Raw genomic sequence first — 22,289 nt, forward strand, 5'->3', positions numbered from 1 at the left:
CTAGGACTCGTCGCCGTCGGCGCGGCGGCGGCCGCGGGCGGTGCCGTCGGTGCGGGCCTCGCGGTCGGTCCCGTCCTGGAACTCGGAGGCGGCGGCGTAGCCCAGGCGGGCGACCTCGAGCTCCTCCTCGGGGACCCCGACGCGCTCGCCGAGGGCGGTCGCGGCGTCGAAGTCGCGCATCGCCCGGCCGTACTCGCCCAGCTCGAAGAAGGTGAGGCCGCGGTGCTTGAGCGCGAAGGAGTGCTCGAGGTGCCACTCGTGCGTGCGGGCCTCCTCGACGCAGAGCGCGAGCTCCGAGAGGGCCTCGTCGGTGCGGCCCCGCAGCTGCATGAGGCGGGCGCGGCGGACGCGGGCGGTGAGCAGCTCGGCGCGGTCGCCGGAGAAGCGGGTGCGGCGGACGGCCTCGTTCGCGAGGTCCCACGCCTCGTCGACGCGCCCGAGCAGGCGCAGCAGCTCCGCCTTCTCGGTGAGCGCGGCGAGGCTGCGCAGCGCGCCGATCTCCTCCAGGCGCTCCTGGGCGGCGTCGACGTCGATCTCCTCGTGGAGGGTCGCGGGGTCGTGGCGGATGATGATGCTCAGGGCGATGCTTCCTCGTGGAGTGCGGATCCGGATCGTCGCGCGTGGCGGACGAGAGGACGGTCGGGGTCGCTGACCCCGGCGTCGAGTGTACCGGCGGGTCCCCGGACGGCGCCCCGACGCGCGGCCCGGGTCAGCCCCGTCGCACCTGGAAGATGCTCCGCGCCGGCAGCGGCGACGGGGTGGCGGTCTCGTCCGTGACGACGAGGGCGCCGGCGATGAAGTTCTCGAGCTCCCGCCCCTGCACCAGCTTGGAGGGCGCGGGGTCGGAGGCGAGGCGCCGCGGCAGGCCGTCGAGCGGCAGCGGATCGGCCGAGGCGAGCATCACCACGTTCCCGAAGCGCTTGGCCTTGAGCATCTGGGTGTCGGTCATGATCGCGGTGTGCGCGAAGACGGAGGCGAGCGTCGCGGCCTGGGCGCGGGCGAAGGCGAGCGCGCCGCCGTCGGCCACGTTCACCGCGACCAGGCCGCCGGGGGCGAGCAGCGGCGCGATCGCCTCGTAGAACTCGGCGCTGGTCACGTGCGCGGGAGTGCGCGCGCCCGAGAAGATGTCGACGACGACCACGTCGACCGTGCCGCGCAGCCCGGGCGGCAGCTTGCCGAGCACCTCGCGGGCGTCGCCCTGGCGGATGCGGATCTGCGCCCCGCGGGGGAGCGGGAGCGCCTCGCGCACCAGCTCGACCAGAGCGCCCTCGATCTCGACGACCTGCTGGCGCGAGCCCGGCCGGGTCGCGGCGACGTAGCGGGGGAGGGTCAGCGCTCCGGCGCCCAGGTGGAGCGCCGTGACGCTCTCGCCCTCGGGGGCGACGAGGTCGATCGCGTGGCCGATCCGGCGGACGTACTCGAACGAGAGGTGCGTCGGATCCGCGAGGTCGACGTGCGACTGCGGAGTGCCGTCGACGACCAGGGTCGCCGCCTCGGGCGAGTGGCGGTCGGGCTCGATCCGCGCGGTGTACCCGCTGGCGAGCACGGCGCGGGGGTGCTCGGAGTCGTCTCCGCGTCGGCGGCCGGTGCGTTCCTGCATCCGACCAGTCTGCCGCGGCGGCGGGACGGCGGGGCTCCGCGCCCGGCCCGGTCGGATCGATCCGGGAGGCCGTGGCCTCGTATACCGGACCCCGCGGGGCGGCGCAAGCATCCGCACTTGCGCGGCGTGGCGCGATGCGGCTATATTCGTACTTTGCGCTCCCGAGTACCCATGCCCTCATATCGCGGTCGGCAGGTCACCGGAACCCGGCATCAGATGGTGGATGCCGTTGCCACACTCTAGCCCCGCCCCCAAGACCGAGTCGCCTCGGTCCGCACGGCGTGCGGGCAGGGGTGGCGGCCCGTCCGGCGGGAGCCCACTCCACACATCCCACAGATTGAGACCCGCGAGGGTCTACGGAGGTTCCTTCCTTGGCTGCTGCGTCCACCGCGACCACCACCTCACCCAAGAACGGACGCGGAGCTTCGCGTCTCTCGTTCGCCAAGATCAGCGACACCCTGACCGTTCCGGATCTGCTCGCGCTGCAGACCGAGAGCTTCGACTGGCTCGTCGGCTCGGAGGCGTGGAAGACCCGCGTCGCCGAGGCGAAGGCCGCCGGCCGGGAGGACCTCCCCGCCAACTCCGGCCTCGACGAGATCTTCGAGGAGATCTCCCCGATCGAGGACCTCAGCGAGACGATGCAGCTGAGCTTCACGAACCCGTACCTCGAGCCCGAGAAGTACACGATCGAGGAGTGCAAGGAGCGCGGCAAGACCTACGCCGCTCCGCTGTACGTCGAGGCCGAGTTCATGAACCACCTCACGGGTGAGATCAAGACCCAGACGGTCTTCATGGGCGACTTCCCGCTGATGACCGAGAAGGGCACGTTCATCATCAACGGCACCGAGCGTGTCGTCGTGTCCCAGCTCGTGCGCAGCCCCGGCGTCTACTTCGAGCGCCAGCAGGAGAAGACGTCCGACAAGGACATCTACTCCGCCCGCGTCATCCCGAGCCGCGGCGCCTGGCTCGAGTTCGAGATCGACAAGCGCGACCAGGTCGGCGTGCGCATCGACCGCAAGCGCAAGCAGTCGGTCACCGTGTTCCTCAAGGCCCTCGGCCTCACGAGCGAGGAGATCCTCGAGCAGTTCGCCGGCTACGAGTCGATCGAGCTGACCCTCGAGAAGGACAACATCCTCACCAAGGAGGACGCCCTCCGCGACATCTACCGCAAGCTCCGTCCGGGCGAGCAGGTCGCCGCCGAGGCCGCCCGCGCGCTGCTGGACAACTTCTACTTCAACTCCAAGCGCTACGACCTCGCGAAGGTCGGCCGCTACAAGATCAACCGCAAGCTCGGCATCGACAAGGCGCTGTCCGACTCGGTGCTCACGGTCGAGGACATCATCGCGACCATCAAGTACCTGGTCGCCCTGCACGACGGTCGCACCGCCCTCCCCGGCGTGCGCGACGGCGAGCCGGTCGAGCTGCGTCTCGACGTCGACGACATCGACCACTTCGGCAACCGCCGCATCCGCGCGGTCGGCGAGCTGATCCAGAACCAGGTCCGCACCGGACTGTCCCGCATGGAGCGCGTCGTCCGCGAGCGCATGACCACGCAGGACATCGAGGCGATCACCCCGCAGACCCTGATCAACGTGCGCCCCGTCGTCGCCGCGATCAAGGAGTTCTTCGGCACCAGCCAGCTGTCGCAGTTCATGGACCAGAACAACCCGCTCGCGGGTCTGACCCACAAGCGCCGCCTGTCGGCGCTCGGCCCCGGCGGACTCTCCCGTGAGCGCGCCGGCGTCGAGGTCCGCGACGTCCACCCCTCGCACTACGGCCGCATGTGCCCGATCGAGACCCCGGAAGGCCCGAACATCGGCCTGATCGGATCGCTCGCGTCCTTCGCGCGCATCAACTCGTTCGGCTTCATCGAGACCCCGTACCGCAAGGTCGTCGACGGCACCGTCACCTCGCAGATCGACTACCTCACCGCGTCCGAGGAGGACGAGTACCTGGTCGCCCAGGCGAACGCCCCCCTCACGAAGGACTTCCGCTTCGCGGAGGGCAAGGTCCTGGTCCGCCCCAAGGGCGGAGAGGTCGAGCTCGTCGACGCCGAGCGCGTCCACTACATGGACGTCTCGCCGCGCCAGATGGTCTCGGTCGCGACCTCGCTGATCCCGTTCCTCGAGCACGACGACGCGAACCGCGCGCTCATGGGCGCGAACATGCAGCGTCAGGCCGTCCCGCTGCTGCGCAGCGAGTCGCCCGTCGTCGGAACCGGCATGGAGGGCTTCGCGGCCATCGACGCCGGCGACGTCATCACCGCCGACAAGGCCGGTGTCGTCCAGGAGGTCTCCGCCGACTCCGTCACCGTCCAGCTGGACGAGGGCGGCACGCAGACCTACTTCCTCCGCAAGTTCGACCGCTCCAACCAGGGCACCTCGTACAACAACCGCGTGGTCGTCTCGGCCGGCGAGCGCATCGAGGTCGGCGAGGTCGTCGCCGACGGCCCCGCCACCGAGAACGGCGAGCTCGCGCTGGGCAAGAACCTGCTCGTCGCGTTCATGCCGTGGGAGGGCCACAACTTCGAGGACGCGATCATCCTCAGCCAGAACCTGGTGAAGGACGACGTCCTCTCCTCGATCCACATCGAGGAGTACGAGGTCGACGCCCGCGACACCAAGCTCGGCAAGGAGGAGATCACCCGCGACCTCCCCAACGTCAGCCCGGAGCTCCTGGCCGACCTGGACGAGCGCGGCATCATCCGCATCGGCGCCGAGGTCCGCCCCGGCGACATCCTCGTCGGCAAGGTCACGCCCAAGGGCGAGACCGAGCTCTCGGCCGAGGAGCGCCTGCTCCGCGCGATCTTCAACGAGAAGAGCCGCGAGGTCCGCGACACGTCGCTGAAGGTGCCCCACGGCGAGCAGGGCACGATCATCGGCGTCAAGGTGTTCGACGCGCAGGACGGCGACGACGAGCTCGGCTCGGGCGTCAACCAGCGCGTGGTCGTCTACATCGCCCAGAAGCGCAAGATCACCGAGGGCGACAAGCTCGCCGGCCGCCACGGCAACAAGGGCGTCATCTCGAAGATCCTGCCGGTCGAGGACATGCCGTTCCTCGCCGACGGCACCCCGGTCGACATCGTCCTCAACCCGCTCGGCGTCCCCGGCCGCATGAACTTCGGCCAGGTCCTCGAGATCCACCTCGGGTGGATCGCGAAGCAGGGCTGGAAGGTCGAGGGTCAGCCGGAGTGGGCCGCGCGCCTGCCCGAGCACGCCCGCGAGGCGGCGCCCGGCACCAAGGTCGCGACCCCCGTCTTCGACGGTGCGGCGGAGGAGGAGCTCGCAGGGCTCCTCGACTCCACCACCCCGACGCGCGACGGAGAGCGCCTGATCGGCTCGTCCGGCAAGACGCAGCTGTTCGACGGCCGCTCCGGGGAGCCCTTCCCGGACCCGGTCTCGGTCGGCTACATGTACATCCTGAAGCTGCACCACCTCGTCGACGACAAGATCCACGCGCGCTCGACGGGCCCGTACTCGATGATCACCCAGCAGCCGCTCGGTGGTAAGGCGCAGTTCGGCGGACAGCGCTTCGGCGAGATGGAGGTGTGGGCCCTCGAGGCCTACGGCGCCGCCTACGCCCTCCAGGAGCTCCTCACCATCAAGTCGGACGACATCCTCGGCCGCGTGAAGGTGTACGAGGCCATCGTCAAGGGCGAGAACATCCAGGAGCCCGGCATCCCGGAGTCCTTCAAGGTCCTCATCAAGGAGATGCAGTCCCTGTGCCTGAACGTCGAGGTCCTCTCGGCCGACGGCACCGCGGTCAGCCTGCGCGACACCGATGACGAGGTCTACCGCGCCGCGGAAGAGCTCGGCATCAACATCTCCTCCCGGTTCGAGTCGTCCTCCGTCGACGACATCTGATCCGCGCCAGCATCTGACGACCTCCCGTCTCTGACGAGACACCCTGTTTTCCGACAAGGAGAAAACATTGCTCGACGTAACCACTTTCGATGAGCTGCGCATCGGCCTCGCAACGGCCGATGACATCCGTCGCTGGTCGCACGGTGAAGTGAAGAAGCCCGAGACCATCAACTACCGCACCCTGAAGCCCGAGAAGGACGGCCTGTTCGGCGAGCAGATCTTCGGACCCTCTCGCGACTGGGAGTGCTCCTGCGGCAAGTACAAGCGAGTCCGCTTCAAGGGCATCGTCTGCGAGCGCTGCGGCGTCGAGGTCACCAAGTCCTCGGTCCGCCGCGAGCGGATGGGCCACATCGAGCTCGCCGCCCCCGTCACCCACATCTGGTACTTCAAGGGCGTCCCCTCGCGCCTCGGATACCTGCTGGACATGGCGCCGAAGGACCTCGAGAAGGTCATCTACTTCGCGGCGTACATGATCATCGACGTGGACGACGACGGCCGTCACGCCGACATGCCCGGGCTCGAGAACGAGCTCCGGCTCGAGATCAAGACCCTCTCGGACCAGCGCGACTCCCGCATCGCGGACCGCCTGGCGCGCCTGGAGACCGACCTCGCCGCCCTGGAGGCGGAGGGCGCCAAGAGCGACCAGAAGCGCCGCACCAAGGACGGCGCCGAGAAGGAGATGGGCCAGATCCGCAAGTCCTTCGACGAGGACATCGCGCGGCTCGAGAGCGTGTGGGAGCAGTTCCGCACCCTCAAGGTCGGCGACCTCAAGCCCGAGGACGCGGTCTTCAACGAGCTCGTCGACCGGTACGGCGTCTACTTCGAGGCCTACATGGGCGCCGAGGCGATCAAGAAGCGCCTCGAGCAGTTCGACCTCCAGGCCGAGGCCGAGACGCTGCACCTGCAGATCGCCGAGGGCAAGGGTCAGAAGAAGATCCGCGCCATCAAGCGCCTGCGCGTCGTCAACTCGTTCCTCGCCACCGGCAACTCGCCGGCCGCGATGGTCCTCGACGTCGTCCCGGTCATCCCGCCGGAGCTGCGCCCGATGGTGCAGCTCGATGGAGGCCGGTTCGCGACCAGCGACCTGAACGACCTCTACCGTCGCGTGATCAACCGCAACAACCGACTCCGCCGCCTGCTCGACCTCGGTGCCCCCGAGATCATCGTGAACAACGAGAAGCGCATGCTCCAGGAGGCGGTCGACGCCCTCTTCGACAACGGCCGCCGCGGCCGCCCCGTCACCGGAACCGGCAACCGCGCCCTGAAGTCCCTGAGCGACATGCTCAAGGGAAAGCAGGGTCGCTTCCGCCAGAACCTGCTGGGCAAGCGCGTCGACTACTCGGGCCGCTCGGTCATCATCGTCGGCCCGCAGCTCAAGCTGCACCAGTGCGGTCTGCCCAAGCAGATGGCGCTGGAGCTGTTCAAGCCGTTCGTGATCAAGCGCCTGATCGACCTGTCGCACGCGCAGAACATCAAGGCCGCCAAGCGCATGGTGGAGCGCTCGCGCCCGCAGGTGTGGGACGTGCTCGAGGAGATCATCCGCGAGCGCCCCGTCCTGCTGAACCGCGCGCCCACGCTGCACCGTCTCGGCATCCAGGCCTTCGAGCCCCAGCTGGTCGAGGGCAAGGCGATCCAGCTGCACCCGCTCGTCTGCGCCGCGTTCAACGCGGACTTCGACGGCGACCAGATGGCCGTCCACCTGCCGCTGTCCGTCGAGGCCCAGGCCGAGGCGCGCATCCTGATGCTCGCGTCGAACAACATCCTCAAGCCCTCGGACGGCCGTCCGGTCACCCTGCCCACGCAGGACATGATCATCGGCCTCCACCACCTGACGACGATCCGCGAGGGCGCCGCCGGCGAGGGCCGCGCGTTCTCCTCCGTCTCGGAGGCGATCCTCGCGAAGGACCAGGGCTCGCTGCACCTGAACTCGAAGGTCAGGATCCGCATGTCGGACGTGTACTTCGCGCAGGGTCAGGCACCCGAGGGCGTCGAGATCGACGAGAACGGCAAGGTCACCGCGCCGGTCCTCCTCGAGACCACGCTCGGCCGCGCCCTCTTCAACGAGGCGCTGCCGGTCGACTACCCCTACTTCGAGCAGGTCGCCGACAAGACGACCATCTCCGGGATCGTCAACGACCTCGCGGAGCGCTACCCGAAGGTGGAGGTCGCCGCCTCCCTCGACCGGATCAAGGACGCCGGCTTCTACTGGGCCACCCGCTCGGGTGTCACCGTGGCGCTGTCCGACATCCTCACGCCGCCGTCGAAGCCCGAGATCATCGCGGGCTACGAGAAGAAGGCCGCGAAGGTCGAGTCCGAGTACGACAAGGGTCTGACCACTCAGGCCGAGCGCCGCCAGGAGCTCGTGAAGATCTGGACCGAGGCGACCGACGAGGTCGCCAAGGCCATGCGCGCGAACTTCCCGACGGACAACACCATCAACCGCATGGTCACCTCCGGTGCCCGCGGCAACTGGCTGCAGGTGCGCAACATCGCCGGCATGCGAGGCCTGGTGAACAACCCGAAGGGCGAGATCATCGCCCGACCGATCATCTCCTCGTACCGCGAGGGCCTGTCGGTCGCCGAGTACTTCATCGCCACGCACGGTGCCCGCAAGGGCCTGGCCGACACCGCGCTCCGCACCGCGGACTCGGGCTACCTGACGCGTCGACTCGTCGACGTCTCGCAGGACGTCATCATCCGCGAGGAGGACTGCGGCACCTCGAAGGGCCTCGACCTGCCGATCATGCTCCAGGACGCCACCGGCGCCTGGATCAAGGACTCCAACGTCGAGAACTCCGTCTACGCCCGTTCGCTCGCCACCCCGGCGTCGAACGAGGCCGGCGAGCTCGTCGCCGAGGCCGGCGAGGACGTGGGCGACGTGCTCATCGAGAAGCTGGTCGGAGCGGGCGTGCGCCACATCAAGGTGCGCTCCGTCCTGACCTGCGAGTCCGCCGTCGGCGTCTGCGCGGCCTGCTACGGCCGCTCGCTCGCCACCGGCAAGCTCGTCGACATCGGAGAGGCCGTCGGCATCATCGCGGCCCAGTCGATCGGCGAGCCCGGCACGCAGCTCACGATGCGCACCTTCCACACCGGTGGATCGGCCTCGGCCGACGACATCACGCAGGGTCTTCCCCGCGTGCAGGAGCTCTTCGAGGCCCGCACCCCCAAGGGCGCGTCGCCGATCGCGGAGGCCGCCGGCCGGATCACCATCGAGGACACCGACCGTGCCCGCCGCGTCATCCTCCAGCCGGACAACGGCGACGAGGCGGTCATCTACCCGGTGCTCAAGCGCTCGCAGCTCCTCATCGAGGACGGCCAGCACGTCGAGCTCGGGCAGCAGCTGCACGTCGGAACGGTCGACCCCAAGGAGGTCCTGCGCGTGCTGGGCGTCCGCGAGGTCCAGAAGCACCTGGTGGGCGGCGTCCAGGGCGTCTACCGCTCGCAGGGTGTGCCGATCCACGACAAGCACATCGAGGTCATCGTGCGTCAGATGCTCCGCAAGGTCACCGTGGTCGACCACGGCGACACGGAGCTGCTGCCGGGCGAGCTCGTCGACCGCTCGCGCTACAGCGAGGTCAACCGTGCGGCTCTGACCGAGGGCAAGCGGACAGCGTCCGCCCGCCAGGAGGTCATGGGCATCACCAAAGCCTCGCTCGCGACCGAGTCGTGGCTGTCGGCCGCGTCCTTCCAGGAGACCACCCGCGTCCTCACGCAGGCGGCCATGGAGGGCAAGCGCGACCCGCTGATGGGCCTGAAGGAGAACGTGATCATCGGAAAGCTGATCCCGGCGGGAACCGGTCTGCCCAAGTACCGGAACGTGTCGGTCGAGGCGACCGAGGAGGCGAAGGCCGAGCGGTACCCCAACCGCATCTTCGCCGACGACGCCGCGTTCAGCGACGCCGACCTCTCGTTCGTCGACTTCGACTCGTTCTCGAGCGACGGCTACGAGCCGGGCAACTACAGCTGATCCAGGTGAGCTGAACGATCGAAGGCCCCGTCGGGACACCGGCGGGGCCTTCGTCGTGCCCGGCCCGCGGTCACCCGCACGGGGGGCCGCCCGTTCGCGACGAGCGTCCTCCCCCGCAGGAGCGGGGTGATTGACTCGATGCGTGCTCGTCGGGTCGAGCCTGTACCCGTTCCCCGTCCTGGTCGCGGCACGTGAGGAAACGCGCGGATGAGACTCGTGATCGTCGTGCTGGCCGCACTGCTCGTGGTGGTCGGCGTCGTCGTGGTGCCCGCGGGGCGGGCGGAGGCGGGCGAGGCGGTCGCACCCTCGTCCTGCGGCGTCGCCGAGCTGGCTCCCGTGCTCACGGGCGACGACGTCCGGCCGCGCTCCGCCGCCGCCCTGGTCCCCATCGTGATGCTGCACGGCTGGCTGGGCACGGCGACGCACGACGCCGACCGCACAGGGGCCTTCTCCCATCTCGTCGACATGGTGTCGTCGGAGTCGGCGACGGCTCCGCTCGACGCTCCCGAGCCGTCCCTCCTCGGCCGGCTGCAGCAGATCGACGGCGCCGCGGTCTACACCTTCGACTACCGCCGGCTCGCCGCGCGCTGGGTCACCGACCCGGGGATCAGCGACGCGCTCGCCTCCTCGATCGCCTGCCTCGTCTCCGCGACCGGGCACCGCGCCGTCGTCGTCGCGCACTCGATGGGAGGGCTCGCCGCCCGCCAGGCGCTGAGCGGCTCGGTCGACGGGACCGCCGTCGCCTCGATGGTCTCGTCCGTCCTCACCTTCGGCACCCCGAACACGGGATCCGACGTCGCGGAGCGCCTCGGACGAATGGTCGACGACTCCGGCCAGGTCAGCCCCGCGGTGATCGCAGGACTGGACCCGCAGAGCCGGCTGAGCGTCTCGGCGATGCTCGCCTCCTGCGGGGACGCCGTCTCCGAGGACGCCGAGCACGCGGGGGAGTGCACGGGAGTGCCGATGATCGACGCCCTCGCCTCGGCGGCGGGCAAGGGCCTGCGGACGGGATCGACCGAGCTCGGCTCCCTGCCGCCCTGGCCCGCCGGCGTGCACGTGACGGCGCTGGTGGGTGACATCCAGGTGACCGCCGCGGTGGCGCTCGGCCTCGCCACCGCGCCGGTCGACCTCGGCGACATCATGGTCGCGACCGGATCGGCGACGGCCGGAGTCGACGACTACGTGGTCTCGACCTGCCGCTACACCTACCTCGCCGCGGCGGACGTGCCGTCCCTCGTCGCCGAGCTCTCGCCGTTCGCGCGGCTCGGCGATGCTCTGCGCTTCGCGAAGCTCGTGGTCGACGTCGACGCGAGCCCGTGCCACCACGCGCGGCTGACCCGGAACGTCGACCTCGTCGAGCACGCCACCGGCGTCGTGTCGGACGTCGTCACGGGCGAGCTGTCCGCTCCGCACGCCTCTCGAGCGCAGACCGCGGCGAGGGCGCTCCCGGCGGCGGAGGAGTCCCGGAGGCGGTCCTCGTGACCGGTCGGCGGACACCGCCGAGGAGACACCATGTCGCGTCAGTTGACGGACGTCTGTCGGGAAGCATACGGTCGGACCGGCCCATGGGGAGGCCGCCTGGGGGACAGGCAGCGCGGCCCGCGCGGCACCCGAGCCGCATGCGCGGGCCGCGCCCGTCTCCGATCTCCTCTCACGTTCCGCGCTCCCTCCGGGTACGCTCGGCTGGACAGCAGATGTCGGAGGCTCCTCCGTGCATCCCGGCGCCGGAGGCCTGATGAGCGACGACCCCCTCGATGCGGAGGAGTCGGCGCGTCCTCCCCGCCTGACCCGCGAGCAGGTCCGCACCCGCCTGCTGGACGCCGCTCTCGCAGTCGTCCGCGCCGAGGGCCTGCGCGTCGGAGTCGCCCACCTGCCCCTCGAGGACGTCATCCGCTCGGCGGGTGTTCCGCGCAGCACCGTGTACCGGATCTGGCCCACCCGCCAGTCGTTCTACGACGAGCTGATCGCCGCGATCCCGGAGAGGGTCCTCGCCACCCGCCTCGACCAGCCGTCCCTGCGGGCCGGGAACTCCCACCTCCACCGCAGCCTCGACCCCGAGCCGACCCCGGCGCAGCGCCGCGAGGCCCTGATCGCCTCCGTCCGGGTCGCCGTCGATGCGAACGTCGACAACGTCTTCTCGTCGCAGCACTGGCGCAACTTCATCGCTCTCGCCGGCGCGGTGGGCTCGCACGAGGAGCCGGCGCGGACCGCCATCGGATCCGCTCTGCGGTCCCGCCAGCTGCACTTCATCGACAACATGGCGAAGTACTACGAGCACACCCTCGCCGAGGCGGGGCTCCGGCTGCGCCCGGACCGCGGCTCCGCCGCTCTCGCCTCCGCCGTCTCGGCACTGATCGAGGGGCTGTGCATCGCGCGGATCGCGGCACCGGAGCTGGTGACCGGCCCGCTCGACCCGGCCGATCCCGAGGGGCCGTCACTGGCGGTGGTGTCGGTGCTGCTGCTGATCGACGGGTTCACCGAACCGGACGAGTGATCCGGGTCGCGGGGTCCGCTCAGTCCTCCGCGACCGGCTCCAGCATCCCGTCGACGATCGAGCGGATCGTCCAGGCCGCCAGAGTCCACTCGACCGGCTCGCCGTCGAGGCCGGGGGCGGTCACCGCAGCGTCGAGGTCGTCGTCGAGGAGCCGGCCGCGGTGCGCGAGCCCGTCGATCACGATCGCGGTGAGGTGGGCGAGCTGGAGCGTCGTGAATCCCGGGCGCATCGTCCCGCCGAAGACCTGCAGGGTCTCCTCGTAGAAGTCGCGCATCCGGCGAGTGAGCATGCCCTCGATCCGCTTCGCCGTGGCGCGCACGGCGTCGCGTGCAGGCCCCTCCTCCATCGAGAAAGTGCAGGCGAGCAGCGCGTTGTACGAGGACCAGTCGGCGGAGCGGCGGAGCGACTCGGCATTGGCCCGCGCGCCGATGCGGATGGTCTCCCAGGCGACCCGGCGGCGGCCGGCGGCCGTGGAGAGCAGATCGGTGGAGCGCTCGTAGACCTCGCGCATCTCCTGCTGGGCCTCGGGATCGGCGCCCTCCGCGTACCGGTCCCGCACGAAGACCTCGCCGACCAGGTCGGCCACGAACTCCTCGCGCGTGCTCCAGATCCGGTAGACGGAGCTGCGCGGCACGCCGGCCAGGCGGATGTACTCCTCCATGGGCAGGTGCGCGAAGCTCACCGTGAGGCCGTGGTCGGAGACGACGTCGCGCGCCGTGGCGATCATGCGGCTGCGCACCTGCTCCGCGGGGATCCTCCGGGCCCGCCGGGAGCCCTCTGCGCTGTCGTCCATGGAGAGGGACACTAGCCGGAGACGGTGCCGCGGGTGGTCCTCCACGCGCTCCGGGAGCCGATCCGGAGCGCTCTGGGGGCGTCCTCCCACTGAGACGGAATGTCCCATCACCTGCACGATGACGTCGCGGACCGCTACGGTGCAGCCGGGGCGGACCCGAACCTGCCCCTGCTAGGGGACCCCCGTGACCGGATTCGATCGGTTCACGCTGGCCGTCGTCGACGGACCAGCGATCGAGCGCGCCGCGCTGCAGGCGCTGCTCGCGCAGCTGCTGCCGCAGTTCTCGCACGACGAGGAGGGCGTCGACCGCATCGCGGTCCTCGACCTGGACGGCGTGCCCGGCGAGGAGGTGGCCGACACCCTCGAGCGTGCGGCTACCCGGACCGTCGGCCTCGTCGTGCTCTCCTCCTCCGACTCCCTGGAGCCGGTGCGGGCCGTGCTGCGACGGGAGAGAGCGGCCTACGTCTGGAAGGGCGACGACCCCAGCGAGCTCGCCGCGGCGGTCGTCTCCGTCGCCTCCGGCCGCACCTGGATCTCGGACACCGCCCGCCACCGGCTCGTGCACGGGCGCGAGGAGCGCCGCCCGGTGCTGAGCCCCCAGGAGAGCCGGGTGATGCGCGCCTACGGAGCGGGTGCCGCGGTCCGCACCGTCGCGGTCGACCTCAGCGTCGCCGAGCACACTGTCCGCACCTACATCAAGCGGATCCGCGCCAAGTACCTCGAGACCGGCGTCACTCTCGACTCACGGGTCGACTTCTACCGCCACCTCGGCGACCACGACGTCGCCATCCGCCGCGGCGGAGACCGGGTGCGGGCCGGCGCGCAGCAGGCGGCCGGCGACGTCGTCGGCGAGCGCCGAGCCTGAGGCGAGCAGGATCGCGTTCCCGCCGGTGCGCCCCTCGACGAAGGCCGTCGATCCGACCGCTGCGGTGACCGGGAGCAGCTCCCGGACGACCCCGCGCAGGCGGTCCAGCCTCCGGTGGTCGGCGTCGTCGGCGACGTTGACCGCGAGGAGCCCGTCGGCGCCGACGCGGGCGGCGAGCGGAGCGAGGACGGACGCGCGGTAGAACGCCTCCGGGATCTCGTCCCCGTCGTAGACGTCGAGCACGACGAGGTCGGCGCTCCAGGGCGGCAGGGGCCCTGCGGCGTCGGCCGTGAGGAACCGGACGCGCGCGCCGCGGGGGAGCGGCGCGTGCTCGAGCACGAACTCCACGAGTCCCGCCGCGCTCTCCACCGCGAGCTGCTCGGAGCCCGGCCGGGTCGCGGCGACGTACCGGGCCAGGGCCAGGGCTCCGGCTCCGAGGTGCAGCACGCGCAGCGGCTCGCCGGGCGGGGCGGCGGCGTCGACCACCGCGCCGAGGCGCGCGAGGTACTCGAGGTGCAGAGCCCGGGGATCGCCCGGATCGATCAGCGACTGCTCCGCGCCGTCGACCGTGAGCAGCAGCGCCTCCGGCCGCACGGGATCCGGCCCCAGCACGGCTGTGCGGCCTCCCGGCAGCAGGAGGGACGGAGGCATCCCGTCACGCTAGCGCTCCTCGCGCGATCCGCCCCGCCGCCGCTACGGTGACAGGCATGGCCGCCCTGATCCTGCTCGACGTCGACGGCGTCCTGAACCCCTCCGTCCGCAGCGATCGCGCCTCGGGCTCGCACCGCCTGGAGCTCGAGCCGGAGCGGGCGGCGCTCGTCGCCCGCCTGGCCGCGGTCGGCACGATCGTGTGGGCCACGACCTGGCCGCCGCGCTTGACGCGGGTCCTCGCCCAGGACCTCGGGCTGCCGGCGGGTACGGAGGCGATCGTCTTCGACGGCGGCCTCCCGCGCGACCCGCGGTTCCCGGGCCGGACGGGCAAGCTCCAGCCCGTCGCGGTGTGGCTGGAAGCGGCCGCCGAGCGCGGCGCGATCGACGCCGTGGTGTGGATCGACGACAACCTCCACGAGGACGCCTACGACTGGGCCCGCGAGCAGAGCACCCCCTTCCACCTGGTGCGTCCGGAGTCGGCGGCGGGCCTCACGAGCGACGAGGTCGCCGGTGCTGAGCACTTCCTGGCCGGACTCCCGGCGTCACACGGCGACATCCGGGAATAGGGCCGCCCCCTCCACTGGTTATCGTCACTCCGGGCGGTTCCGCCGAGCAGCGGTCCGCCCCGGGACGACCCGTCCCCTCGTCGATCCCCGCGCCGCATCCGGCGCAGCGGGACCGCCACGACTCCGTGATGCACCGAAGGACAACACCGTGACCCTCTCCGCCCGCACCTCCCTGCGCGTCCTGCTCGGCACGACCGCCGCCGCCGCCGCCCTGGTCCTCGCCGGCTGCGCGCCCGCCTCGACCGACGACGTGGTCTCCGGCTCGAGCGGCGAGGGCACCGCCTCCGCGAGCTCCGGCCTGACCCTGGCCGAGGTCGAGGACTCGGGGAAGCTCACCATCGGCACCGAGGGCACCTACCCGCCCTTCTCCTTCCACGCCGACGGCGGGACGGGAGCCCTCACCGGCTACGACGTCGACGTGATCACCGCCGTGGCCGAGAAGCTGGGCGTCGAGCCCGACTTCCAGGAGACGCAGTGGGACGCGATGTTCGCGGGCCTGGACGGAGCGCGCTTCGACGTGATCGCGAACCAGGTCTCGATCAACGACGAGCGCGAGGCGAAGTACGACTTCTCGGAGCCGTACTCGGTCAGCCCCGGCGTCGTGATCGTCCCCTCGAGCGACACCTCGATCACCGACCTCGCCGGCCTCTCCGGCAAGACCACCGCGCAGTCGCTCTCGAGCAACTGGTACACCGTCGCGCAGGAGAACGGCGCCGAGGTCGAGGGCGTCGAGGGCTGGGCGCAGGCCATCGCCCTCGTCGAGCAGGGCCGCGTCGACGCGACCGTGAACGACCGCCTCACCTGGCTCGACTGGTCCACGACCTACCCCGACCAGGCCGCGGGCCTCAAGGTCGCCGTCACCACCGACGACACCTCCGAGAGCGCCTTCACCTTCCCGAAGGGCTCGGACGACCTCGTCGAGGCCGTCGACTCCGCCCTCGACGAGCTGCGCGAGGACGGCACCCTCGCCTCCATCTCCGAGCGCTACTTCGGAGCCGACGTCTCCCAGTAGCCCCACCCCGAGACGGCTCCTCCCCTTCCGGGAGGGGCCGTCTCGTGCGTGAGCGGTCCCGACGCGGGGGAGCGGCGGAGCGGCTCAGGCCGCGGGTCCGCCTGCAAGGGCGCCCGCCCCGGCGCGAAGCGTGCCAGCATTCCCCAGGAGGCGGAGACGATCCGCCCCCGACGCCACCACCCGATCGAGCCGACCGCGGATCCTCCCGCGAAGGCGGGAGAACACAATGGACCTCGTCCTCCGGTCGTTCTGGCCGATCCTCTCCGGGGGCATCGTCGGGACGATCCCGCTCGCGCTGGCGAGCTTCGCCATCGGGCTCGTGCTCGCGCTGGCGGTCGCCCTGATGCGGCTCTCGCGGGTGCGGATCCTCTCCTGGATCGCGCGCGCCTACATCTCCGTCATCCGGGGCACGCCGCTCCTGGTGCAGCTGTTCGTGATCTTCTACGGGCTGCCGAGCCTCGGACTGAAGATCGACCCCTGGCCCAGCGCCACCATCGCGTTCGCCCTCAACGTGGGCGGCTACGCGGCGGAGGTGATCCGCGCGGCGATCCTCAGCGTCCCGAAGGGGCAGTGGGAGGCAGCGCACACGATCGGCATGAGCCGCTCGCTCTCGCTGCGGCGCATCATCCTCCCGCAGGCCGCGCGCGTCTCCGTCCCGCCGCTGTCGAACACCTTCATCTCGCTGGTGAAGGACACCTCGCTGGCCTCCCTCATCCTGGTGACCGAGCTCTTCCGGCAGGCGCAGAAGATCGCCACCGCGTCGAGCGAGTTCATGCTCCTCTACCTCGAGGCCGCTCTGATCTACTGGCTCATCTGCCTGGTGCTCTCCAGCGGCCAGGGCCTGCTCGAGAAGCGATTGGACCGCTATGTCGCCCGCTGACACTCCGACCGACGCCCGGCCCGTGCTCAGGGCCCGCGGCCTCCGCAAGTCGTTCGGCGGGGTGGAGGTGCTGCGCGGCATCGACCTGGAGGTCCACCGCGGCGAGGTCGTCGCCCTGATCGGGCCGTCCGGCTCGGGCAAGACCACCGTCCTGCGCTCGCTGAACAGCCTCGAGGTGCCGGACGGCGGGGTGGTCGAGCTCGCCGACGGCAGTGTCCTCGACTTCGACCGCGGCGTCGGACGGAAGGCGCTGACCGGGCTGCGCGACCACTCCGCGATGGTCTTCCAGCACTTCAACCTCTTCCCGCACCTGACCGTCCTCCAGAACGTGACGGAGGGGCCGCTGCGAGTGCAGCGCCGTCCCGCGTCCGAGGTGGTCCCGGAGGCGGAGCGCCTGCTCGAGCGCGTCGGCCTCGGCGGCCGGGGGAGCGCTTACCCCTTCGAGCTCTCCGGCGGTCAGCAGCAGCGCGTGGGCATCGTCCGGGCGCTCGCGCTGCGGCCCGATCTGCTCCTCTTCGACGAGCCCACCTCGGCGCTGGACCCGGAGCTGGTCGGCGACGTGCTCTCGCTGATGCGGGAGCTGGCGGGGGAGGGCTGGACCATGCTCGTCGTGACGCACGAGCTCGAGTTCGCCCGGCAGGTGGCCTCGGAGGTCGTCTTCATGGCCGACGGCGTGGTCGTCGAGCGGGGCGCCCCTGCGCAGATCCTCCGGGAGCCGCGGGAGCCTCGCACCCGGCAGTTCCTGCACCGCCTCCTCCACCCGCTCGAGTAGACGGTCGGCGCTGTCCCCCGTCGACGGGGAGCCGCGCGGCGCACCGGGCGCGGCGGAAGGCGTGCCTATGCTGTCCGGGTGACCTGGAGCAGCGACGCCGAGACCACGCGGATCCCCTCCGCGACCGAGACGTCCGGCGGAACCGGACCCCAGCCGACCCGGGAGTACGTCTGGCCCGAACCCGTGACGGGCCGGCAGCCGACCGTCGAGCCCGTCGCCCCGGCCGTCGCGGCATCAGCCCCCAGCGCCCTCGGGCCGGTCGAGGCCGAGCCCGAGCCGGTCCGGCGCTCCGGCAACCGCCTCGCGGGCCTCGCGCTCGCCCTCCTGACGACCGCGGTCTTCGCCGTCCTGTACCTCGTCGCCCTGACGGCGATCCGCCTGCTGGTCGACCGCGTCGGCGGCGACCCGGTCGCCCTCGCGCTCGACGCTGCGCCGACCGCGCTCTTCCTCGCCCCGGTGGCCGCGTTCCTCGTCGGCCTGGCGCTGATCGTGCTGGTCGTGAACCGCGCGGGCTGGTGGGCCTACGTCCTCGGCGGCTTCCTCGTCGCCCTCCTCACGGCCGCGGCCGCGCTGGTCGGCGGCTGGAGCGCCGTCGGACCGCTCGCCCTGCCGATCGACCGCTCCCTCGCGCTCGACTACGTCCGCGATCCCGCCGTACTCGCGGCGGTCCTCGCCGCCGGCGTCCTCGGCCGGGAGGCGAGCGTCTGGGGCGGCGCCGCGATCGCGGGCCGTGCCCGGGGCGTCAAGCGCCGCAACGCCGAGCGCGAAGCGGCCGCGCAGTCGTGACTCCGGAGGGGCAGGGGCAGGGCCGCGGAGCCGGCCTGGGCTACGGCCTCGCGCTGGCCGGCTTCGCCGCGTTCCTCTACCTCGCCCTGGTCGTCTGCGCGTTCGGGGTCCTCAGCCTCCTGCTGGACCAGGACGTCGTGCCCGAGCGCGACGCCGGTCCGCTGCTGGGGCCGGTGTCGGTGGCGGTCTGCGTCGTCGCCGTGCTGGTCGCGATGGTGACCCTCGCCGCCCGTCCCGCCGTCCACCGCGTCCTCGGCCCGTCGCTGCTGACCGGGGTCGTCGTCTACCTGCTCTTCCTCCTCACCGGCGGAGCGCTCTACGGGCTCGGCCGCCAGGAGCCGGGGGAGATCCTCGGCTGGATCCTCGACCACGCCCCCACTGTCTTCGCGATCGCGACCGGCGTGCTCGCGGCGGCCGTCCAGCTCGTGTTCCTCCTGCTCCTGGCCCGTCGCGACGCCGGCGGCCGCAGCCCTCACTGGGGCTGGGAGGGCGACGAGCGGGAGTGAGGGCGGAGTCCCGGCGCGTCTCGTCGCGGCGCTGCGGCATCTCCCAGGGCGAACGCCGCTCGGTTGACCGGCCCCGTCACTCCCCGTAATATTCTTCGGGTGTGCGCTTTGCCGTGCGCTCGTGTCGTGCCTCCGGGCCGATGCGGTCGCCGCACTTCGCTCCACCGGGTCCGCGAGGATCCGCGGGTTCGTCCGATCGGGCGGCCCCCACGGCATACCCCTCACCCTCCCGGTCCCGCTCGCGGGGCCGCGGGGTGCGTCGGGTCCAGATGAACTCGGCCGTTCCCGGAGACGGGAGGGCCGAATGTCGACCATCGATCCGCTGTCACCGTGCAGCATTCAAGGAGCAAAACCAGTGCCAACGATTCAGCAGTTGGTCCGCAAGGGACGCACGCCGAAGGTCACCAAGACCAAGGCGCCCGCCCTGAAGGCCAACCCCCAGCAGCGCGGCGTCTGCACGCGCGTCTACACGACCACGCCCAAGAAGCCGAACTCGGCCCTCCGCAAGGTGGCCCGCGTGAAGCTCTCCAACGGCACCGAGGTCACCGCCTACATCCCCGGCGAGGGCCACAACCTGCAGGAGCACTCGATGGTGCTCGTGCGCGGCGGTCGCGTCAAGGACCTCCCCGGTGTCCGCTACAAGATCGTTCGCGGCGCCCTGGACACCCAGGCCGTCAAGAACCGCAAGCAGGCTCGCAGCCGGTACGGCGCGAAGATGGAGAAGAAGTAATGCCTCGTAAGGGCCCCGCTCCCAAGCGCCCCGTCGTCGCAGACCCCGTCTACGGCGCCCCCATCGTCAGCCAGCTCGTCAACAAGATCCTCCTGGACGGCAAGAAGGGCCTCGCCGAGCGCATCGTCTACGGTGCCCTCGAGGGCGTCGCCGGCAAGAACGGTCAGGACGCGGTCGTCACCCTCAAGAAGGCGCTCGACAACGTCCGCCCGACCCTCGAGGTCCGCAGCCGCCGCGTCGGCGGCTCGACCTACCAAGTCCCGGTCGAGGTCAAGCCCCACCGCGCCAACACCCTCGCGCTCCGCTGGCTCACCAGCTACGCGAAGGCCCGTCGCGAGAAGACGATGACCGAGCGTCTCATGAACGAGATCCTCGACGCGTCGAACGGTCTGGGCGCCGCTGTCAAGCGTCGCGAGGACACCCACAAGATGGCCGAGTCGAACAAGGCCTTCGCGCACTACCGCTGGTAGCGCACCCCGCGGCCGCCCCCGGGCGACCGCGACCACCGGGCCCGCGGCGTCACCGCTGCGGGCCCGGTCCCGGCGGCGGATCGCCCGATCCCCGCGACCGGGCGACCGCCACCACCAGAATCCCAGCCATTCGGCCATGAACCCGGTGCGCTGGCTCCATCACCTATCGGAGGAACTCCGTGGCACAAGATGTGCTCACCGACCTGAACAAGGTCCGCAACATCGGCATCATGGCCCACATCGATGCCGGCAAGACCACCACCACCGAGCGCATCCTGTTCTACACGGGTATCACGCACAAGATCGGCGAGGTCCACGACGGCGCCGCGACGATGGACTGGATGGCGCAGGAGCAGGAGCGCGGCATCACGATCACGTCCGCCGCGACGACCTGCTTCTGGAACAAGAACCAGATCAACATCATCGACACCCCCGGTCACGTCGACTTCACGGTCGAGGTCGAGCGCTCGCTCCGCGTCCTCGACGGCGCCGTCGCCGTCTTCGACGGCAAGGAGGGCGTCGAGCCCCAGTCCGAGACCGTCTGGCGTCAGGCCGACAAGTACGACGTCCCGCGCATCTGCTTCGTCAACAAGATGGACAAGCTCGGCGCCGACTTCTACTACACGGTCGACACGATCATCAAGCGCCTCGGCGCGAAGCCGCTGGTCATCCAGCTGCCCATCGGCGCGGAGTCCTCCTTCGAGGGCGTCGTCGACCTGGTCGAGATGCGCGCGCTCACGTGGCGCGGCGACTCGAAGGGCGACGTCGCGCTCGGCGCGAAGTACGAGATCGAGGAGATCCCGGCCGACCTCGCCGACAAGGCGGCGGAGTACCGCGAGAAGCTCCTCGAGACCGTCGCGGAGACCTCCGACGAGCTGCTCGAGAAGTACTTCGGCGGCGAGGAGCTCACCGTCGCGGAGATCAAGGCCGCCATCCGCAAGATGACCGTCAACTCCGAGATCTACCCGGTGCTCTGCGGCTCGGCGTTCAAGAACCGCGGCGTCCAGCCGATGCTCGACGCTGTCGTGGACTACCTCCCCTCCCCGCTCGACGTCCCCGCCATCGAGGCCCACGACGTCCGCGACGAGGAGAAGGTCATCATGCGCCACGCGGACTCGACCGAGCCCTTCTCGGCGCTCGCGTTCAAGGTCGCCGTGCACCCGTTCTTCGGCCGCCTGACCTACGTCCGCGTCTACTCGGGCAAGCTCGACTCCGGCGCCCAGGTCATCAACTCGACCAAGGGCAAGAAGGAGCGCATCGGCAAGATCTTCCAGATGCACTCCAACAAGGAGAACCCGGTCGACTCGGTCACCGCCGGCCACATCTACGCCGTCATCGGCCTCAAGGACACCACCACCGGTGACACCCTGAGCGACCCGGCCGCGCAGGTCGTGCTCGAGTCGATGACCTTCCCGGAGCCCGTCATCGAGGTCGCCATCGAGCCCAAGACGAAGGCGGACCAGGAGAAGCTCGGCACCGCGATCCAGAAGCTCGCGGAGGAGGACCCCACCTTCCGCACCGAGCAGAACCAGGAGACCGGTCAGACGGTCATCAAGGGAATGGGCGAGCTGCACCTCGACATCCTGGTCGACCGCATGAAGCGCGAGTTCAACGTCGAGGCCAACGTGGGCAAGCCCCAGGTCGCGTACCGCGAGACGATCCGCCGCACGGTCGAGAAGTACGACTACACCCACAAGAAGCAGACGGGTGGCTCCGGCCAGTTCGCGAAGGTCCAGATCACCATCGAGCCGATGGAGGTCGAGGCCGACAAGACCTACGAGTTCGTCAACGGCGTCACCGGTGGCCGCGTCCCGCGCGAGTACATCCCCTCCGTCGACGCGGGCATCCGCGACGCCATGCAGGTCGGCGTGCTCGCCGGCTACCCCATGGTCGGCGTGAAGGCGACCCTGGTCGACGGAGCGGCGCATGACGTCGACTCCTCCGAGATGGCGTTCAAGATCGCCGGCTCGATCGCGTTCAAGGAGGCCTCGCGCAAGGCGCAGCCGGTCCTCCTCGAGCCGCTCATGGCCGTCGAGGTCCGTACTCCCGAGGAGTACATGGGCGACGTCATCGGCGACATCAACTCGCGTCGCGGGATGATCCAGTCGATGGAGGACGCCACCGGCATCAAGGTCATCCGGGCCAACGTCCCGCTGTCCGAGATGTTCGGCTACATCGGAGACCTGCGCTCGAAGACCTCGGGCCGCGCCGTCTACTCGATGACGTTCGAGACCTACGCCGAGGTCCCCAAGGCCGTGGCCGAGGAGATCGTCCAGAAGAACAAGGGCGAGTAGCTCCGCCCCTGGGCCGTCGCCGTTCCCCGGAACGGCGGCG

The 22,289-nt window shown here is 70.8% G+C and carries 17 protein-coding genes; 14 read left to right on the forward strand and 3 right to left on the reverse strand.

What is annotated here, in order from left to right; genetic code table 11:
- Both C5C95_RS17490 and C5C95_RS11465 read right to left on the reverse strand, forming a co-directional pair.
- On the reverse strand, positions 1–330 hold the full coding sequence (locus tag C5C95_RS17490; RefSeq protein ID WP_181027192.1) for a hypothetical protein: 330 nt from the start codon (positions 328–330) through the stop codon (positions 1–3).
- 379 nt (positions 331–709) lie between these two features.
- Positions 710–1,600 (reverse strand): spermidine synthase, encoded by an 891-nt coding sequence (locus tag C5C95_RS11465; RefSeq protein ID WP_104324479.1) that lies wholly within the window; start codon positions 1,598–1,600, stop codon positions 710–712.
- A 371-nt stretch (positions 1,601–1,971) separates the two neighbouring features.
- Here C5C95_RS11465 and rpoB point away from each other — a divergent pair, with 371 nt between their 5' ends.
- From rpoB to C5C95_RS11485, 4 genes are all read left to right on the forward strand, one after another.
- The gene (gene rpoB / locus C5C95_RS11470) at positions 1,972–5,463 is read left to right on the forward strand and encodes a DNA-directed RNA polymerase subunit beta (protein WP_104224581.1); all 3,492 of its coding nucleotides are present in this window, start codon (positions 1,972–1,974) and stop codon (positions 5,461–5,463) included.
- A gap of 67 nt (positions 5,464–5,530) precedes the next feature.
- On the forward strand, positions 5,531–9,430 hold the full coding sequence (locus tag C5C95_RS11475) for a DNA-directed RNA polymerase subunit beta' (RefSeq protein ID WP_104224580.1): 3,900 nt from the start codon (positions 5,531–5,533) through the stop codon (positions 9,428–9,430).
- A 207-nt stretch (positions 9,431–9,637) separates the two neighbouring features.
- Positions 9,638–10,912, forward strand: coding sequence for a triacylglycerol lipase (locus tag C5C95_RS11480; protein WP_104226763.1), 1,275 nt, complete (start codon positions 9,638–9,640; stop codon positions 10,910–10,912).
- Between the two features lie 253 nt (positions 10,913–11,165).
- Entirely contained in the window at positions 11,166–11,924 is a 759-nt protein-coding gene (locus tag C5C95_RS11485; protein ID WP_104324480.1) for a TetR/AcrR family transcriptional regulator, read from the forward strand.
- 19 nt (positions 11,925–11,943) lie between these two features.
- Here C5C95_RS11485 and C5C95_RS11490 read toward each other — a convergent pair whose 3' ends face one another.
- The gene (locus tag C5C95_RS11490; RefSeq protein WP_146076958.1) at positions 11,944–12,717 is read right to left on the reverse strand and encodes a hypothetical protein; all 774 of its coding nucleotides are present in this window, start codon (positions 12,715–12,717) and stop codon (positions 11,944–11,946) included.
- 184 nt (positions 12,718–12,901) lie between these two features.
- Here C5C95_RS11490 and C5C95_RS11495 point away from each other — a divergent pair, with 184 nt between their 5' ends.
- The 10 genes from C5C95_RS11495 to fusA all read left to right on the forward strand — a co-directional run bounded on the left by C5C95_RS11495 (position 12,902) and on the right by fusA (position 22,249).
- Positions 12,902–13,582, forward strand: a complete 681-nt coding sequence (locus C5C95_RS11495; protein WP_104224576.1) for a LuxR C-terminal-related transcriptional regulator — start codon at positions 12,902–12,904, stop codon at positions 13,580–13,582.
- Between the two features lie 707 nt (positions 13,583–14,289).
- Positions 14,290–14,799, forward strand: a complete 510-nt coding sequence (locus tag C5C95_RS11500) for an HAD domain-containing protein (protein WP_104233923.1) — start codon at positions 14,290–14,292, stop codon at positions 14,797–14,799.
- Between the two features lie 148 nt (positions 14,800–14,947).
- The gene (locus C5C95_RS11505) at positions 14,948–15,811 is read left to right on the forward strand and encodes an amino acid ABC transporter substrate-binding protein (protein ID WP_374953121.1); all 864 of its coding nucleotides are present in this window, start codon (positions 14,948–14,950) and stop codon (positions 15,809–15,811) included.
- Positions 15,812–16,037: 226 nt separating this feature from the next.
- The gene (locus C5C95_RS11510; RefSeq protein WP_104224574.1) at positions 16,038–16,691 is read left to right on the forward strand and encodes an amino acid ABC transporter permease; all 654 of its coding nucleotides are present in this window, start codon (positions 16,038–16,040) and stop codon (positions 16,689–16,691) included.
- On the forward strand, positions 16,678–17,463 hold the full coding sequence (locus C5C95_RS11515; RefSeq protein WP_104324482.1) for an amino acid ABC transporter ATP-binding protein: 786 nt from the start codon (positions 16,678–16,680) through the stop codon (positions 17,461–17,463). The genes C5C95_RS11510 and C5C95_RS11515 overlap by 14 nt, the downstream gene beginning before the upstream one ends.
- Positions 17,464–17,541: 78 nt before the next feature.
- Positions 17,542–18,249, forward strand: coding sequence for a hypothetical protein (locus C5C95_RS11520; protein WP_104295964.1), 708 nt, complete (start codon positions 17,542–17,544; stop codon positions 18,247–18,249).
- Complete coding sequence (locus tag C5C95_RS11525; RefSeq protein ID WP_104233922.1) at positions 18,246–18,755, forward strand: DUF6121 family protein; 510 nt, start codon at positions 18,246–18,248, stop codon at positions 18,753–18,755. The genes C5C95_RS11520 and C5C95_RS11525 overlap by 4 nt, the downstream gene beginning before the upstream one ends.
- 355 nt (positions 18,756–19,110) lie before the next feature.
- Positions 19,111–19,485, forward strand: coding sequence for a 30S ribosomal protein S12 (rpsL, locus tag C5C95_RS11530; RefSeq protein WP_011186743.1), 375 nt, complete (start codon positions 19,111–19,113; stop codon positions 19,483–19,485).
- Positions 19,485–19,955, forward strand: a complete 471-nt coding sequence (gene rpsG, locus C5C95_RS11535) for a 30S ribosomal protein S7 (protein ID WP_068251443.1) — start codon at positions 19,485–19,487, stop codon at positions 19,953–19,955. Before rpsL ends, rpsG begins: the two co-directional genes overlap by 1 nt.
- A gap of 179 nt (positions 19,956–20,134) precedes the next feature.
- Entirely contained in the window at positions 20,135–22,249 is a 2,115-nt protein-coding gene (gene fusA / locus C5C95_RS11540) for an elongation factor G (protein WP_104247597.1), read from the forward strand.
- The last annotated feature ends 40 nt before the right edge of the window (positions 22,250–22,289 follow it).

This window comes from Rathayibacter sp. AY1B7, assembly GCF_002932735.1.
Taxonomy (GTDB): Bacteria; Actinomycetota; Actinomycetes; order Actinomycetales; family Microbacteriaceae; genus Rathayibacter.

Excerpts from the sequence above, each read along its gene's own strand:
- C5C95_RS17490 (WP_181027192.1), bottom strand. The coding sequence starts at position 330 with ATGCAGCTGCGGGGCCGCACCGACGAGGCCCTCTCGGAGCTCGCGCTC.
- C5C95_RS11465 (WP_104324479.1), bottom strand. The coding sequence starts at position 1,600 with ATGCAGGAACGCACCGGCCGCCGACGCGGAGACGACTCCGAGCACCCC.
- C5C95_RS11480 (WP_104226763.1), top strand. The coding sequence starts at position 9,638 with ATGAGACTCGTGATCGTCGTGCTGGCCGCACTGCTCGTGGTGGTCGGC.
- C5C95_RS11485 (WP_104324480.1), top strand. The coding sequence starts at position 11,166 with ATGAGCGACGACCCCCTCGATGCGGAGGAGTCGGCGCGTCCTCCCCGC.
- C5C95_RS11490 (WP_146076958.1), bottom strand. The coding sequence starts at position 12,717 with ATGGACGACAGCGCAGAGGGCTCCCGGCGGGCCCGGAGGATCCCCGCG.
- C5C95_RS11500 (WP_104233923.1), top strand. The coding sequence starts at position 14,290 with ATGGCCGCCCTGATCCTGCTCGACGTCGACGGCGTCCTGAACCCCTCC.
- C5C95_RS11510 (WP_104224574.1), top strand. The coding sequence starts at position 16,038 with ATGGACCTCGTCCTCCGGTCGTTCTGGCCGATCCTCTCCGGGGGCATC.
- C5C95_RS11515 (WP_104324482.1), top strand. The coding sequence starts at position 16,678 with ATGTCGCCCGCTGACACTCCGACCGACGCCCGGCCCGTGCTCAGGGCC.
- rpsG (WP_068251443.1), top strand. The coding sequence starts at position 19,485 with ATGCCTCGTAAGGGCCCCGCTCCCAAGCGCCCCGTCGTCGCAGACCCC.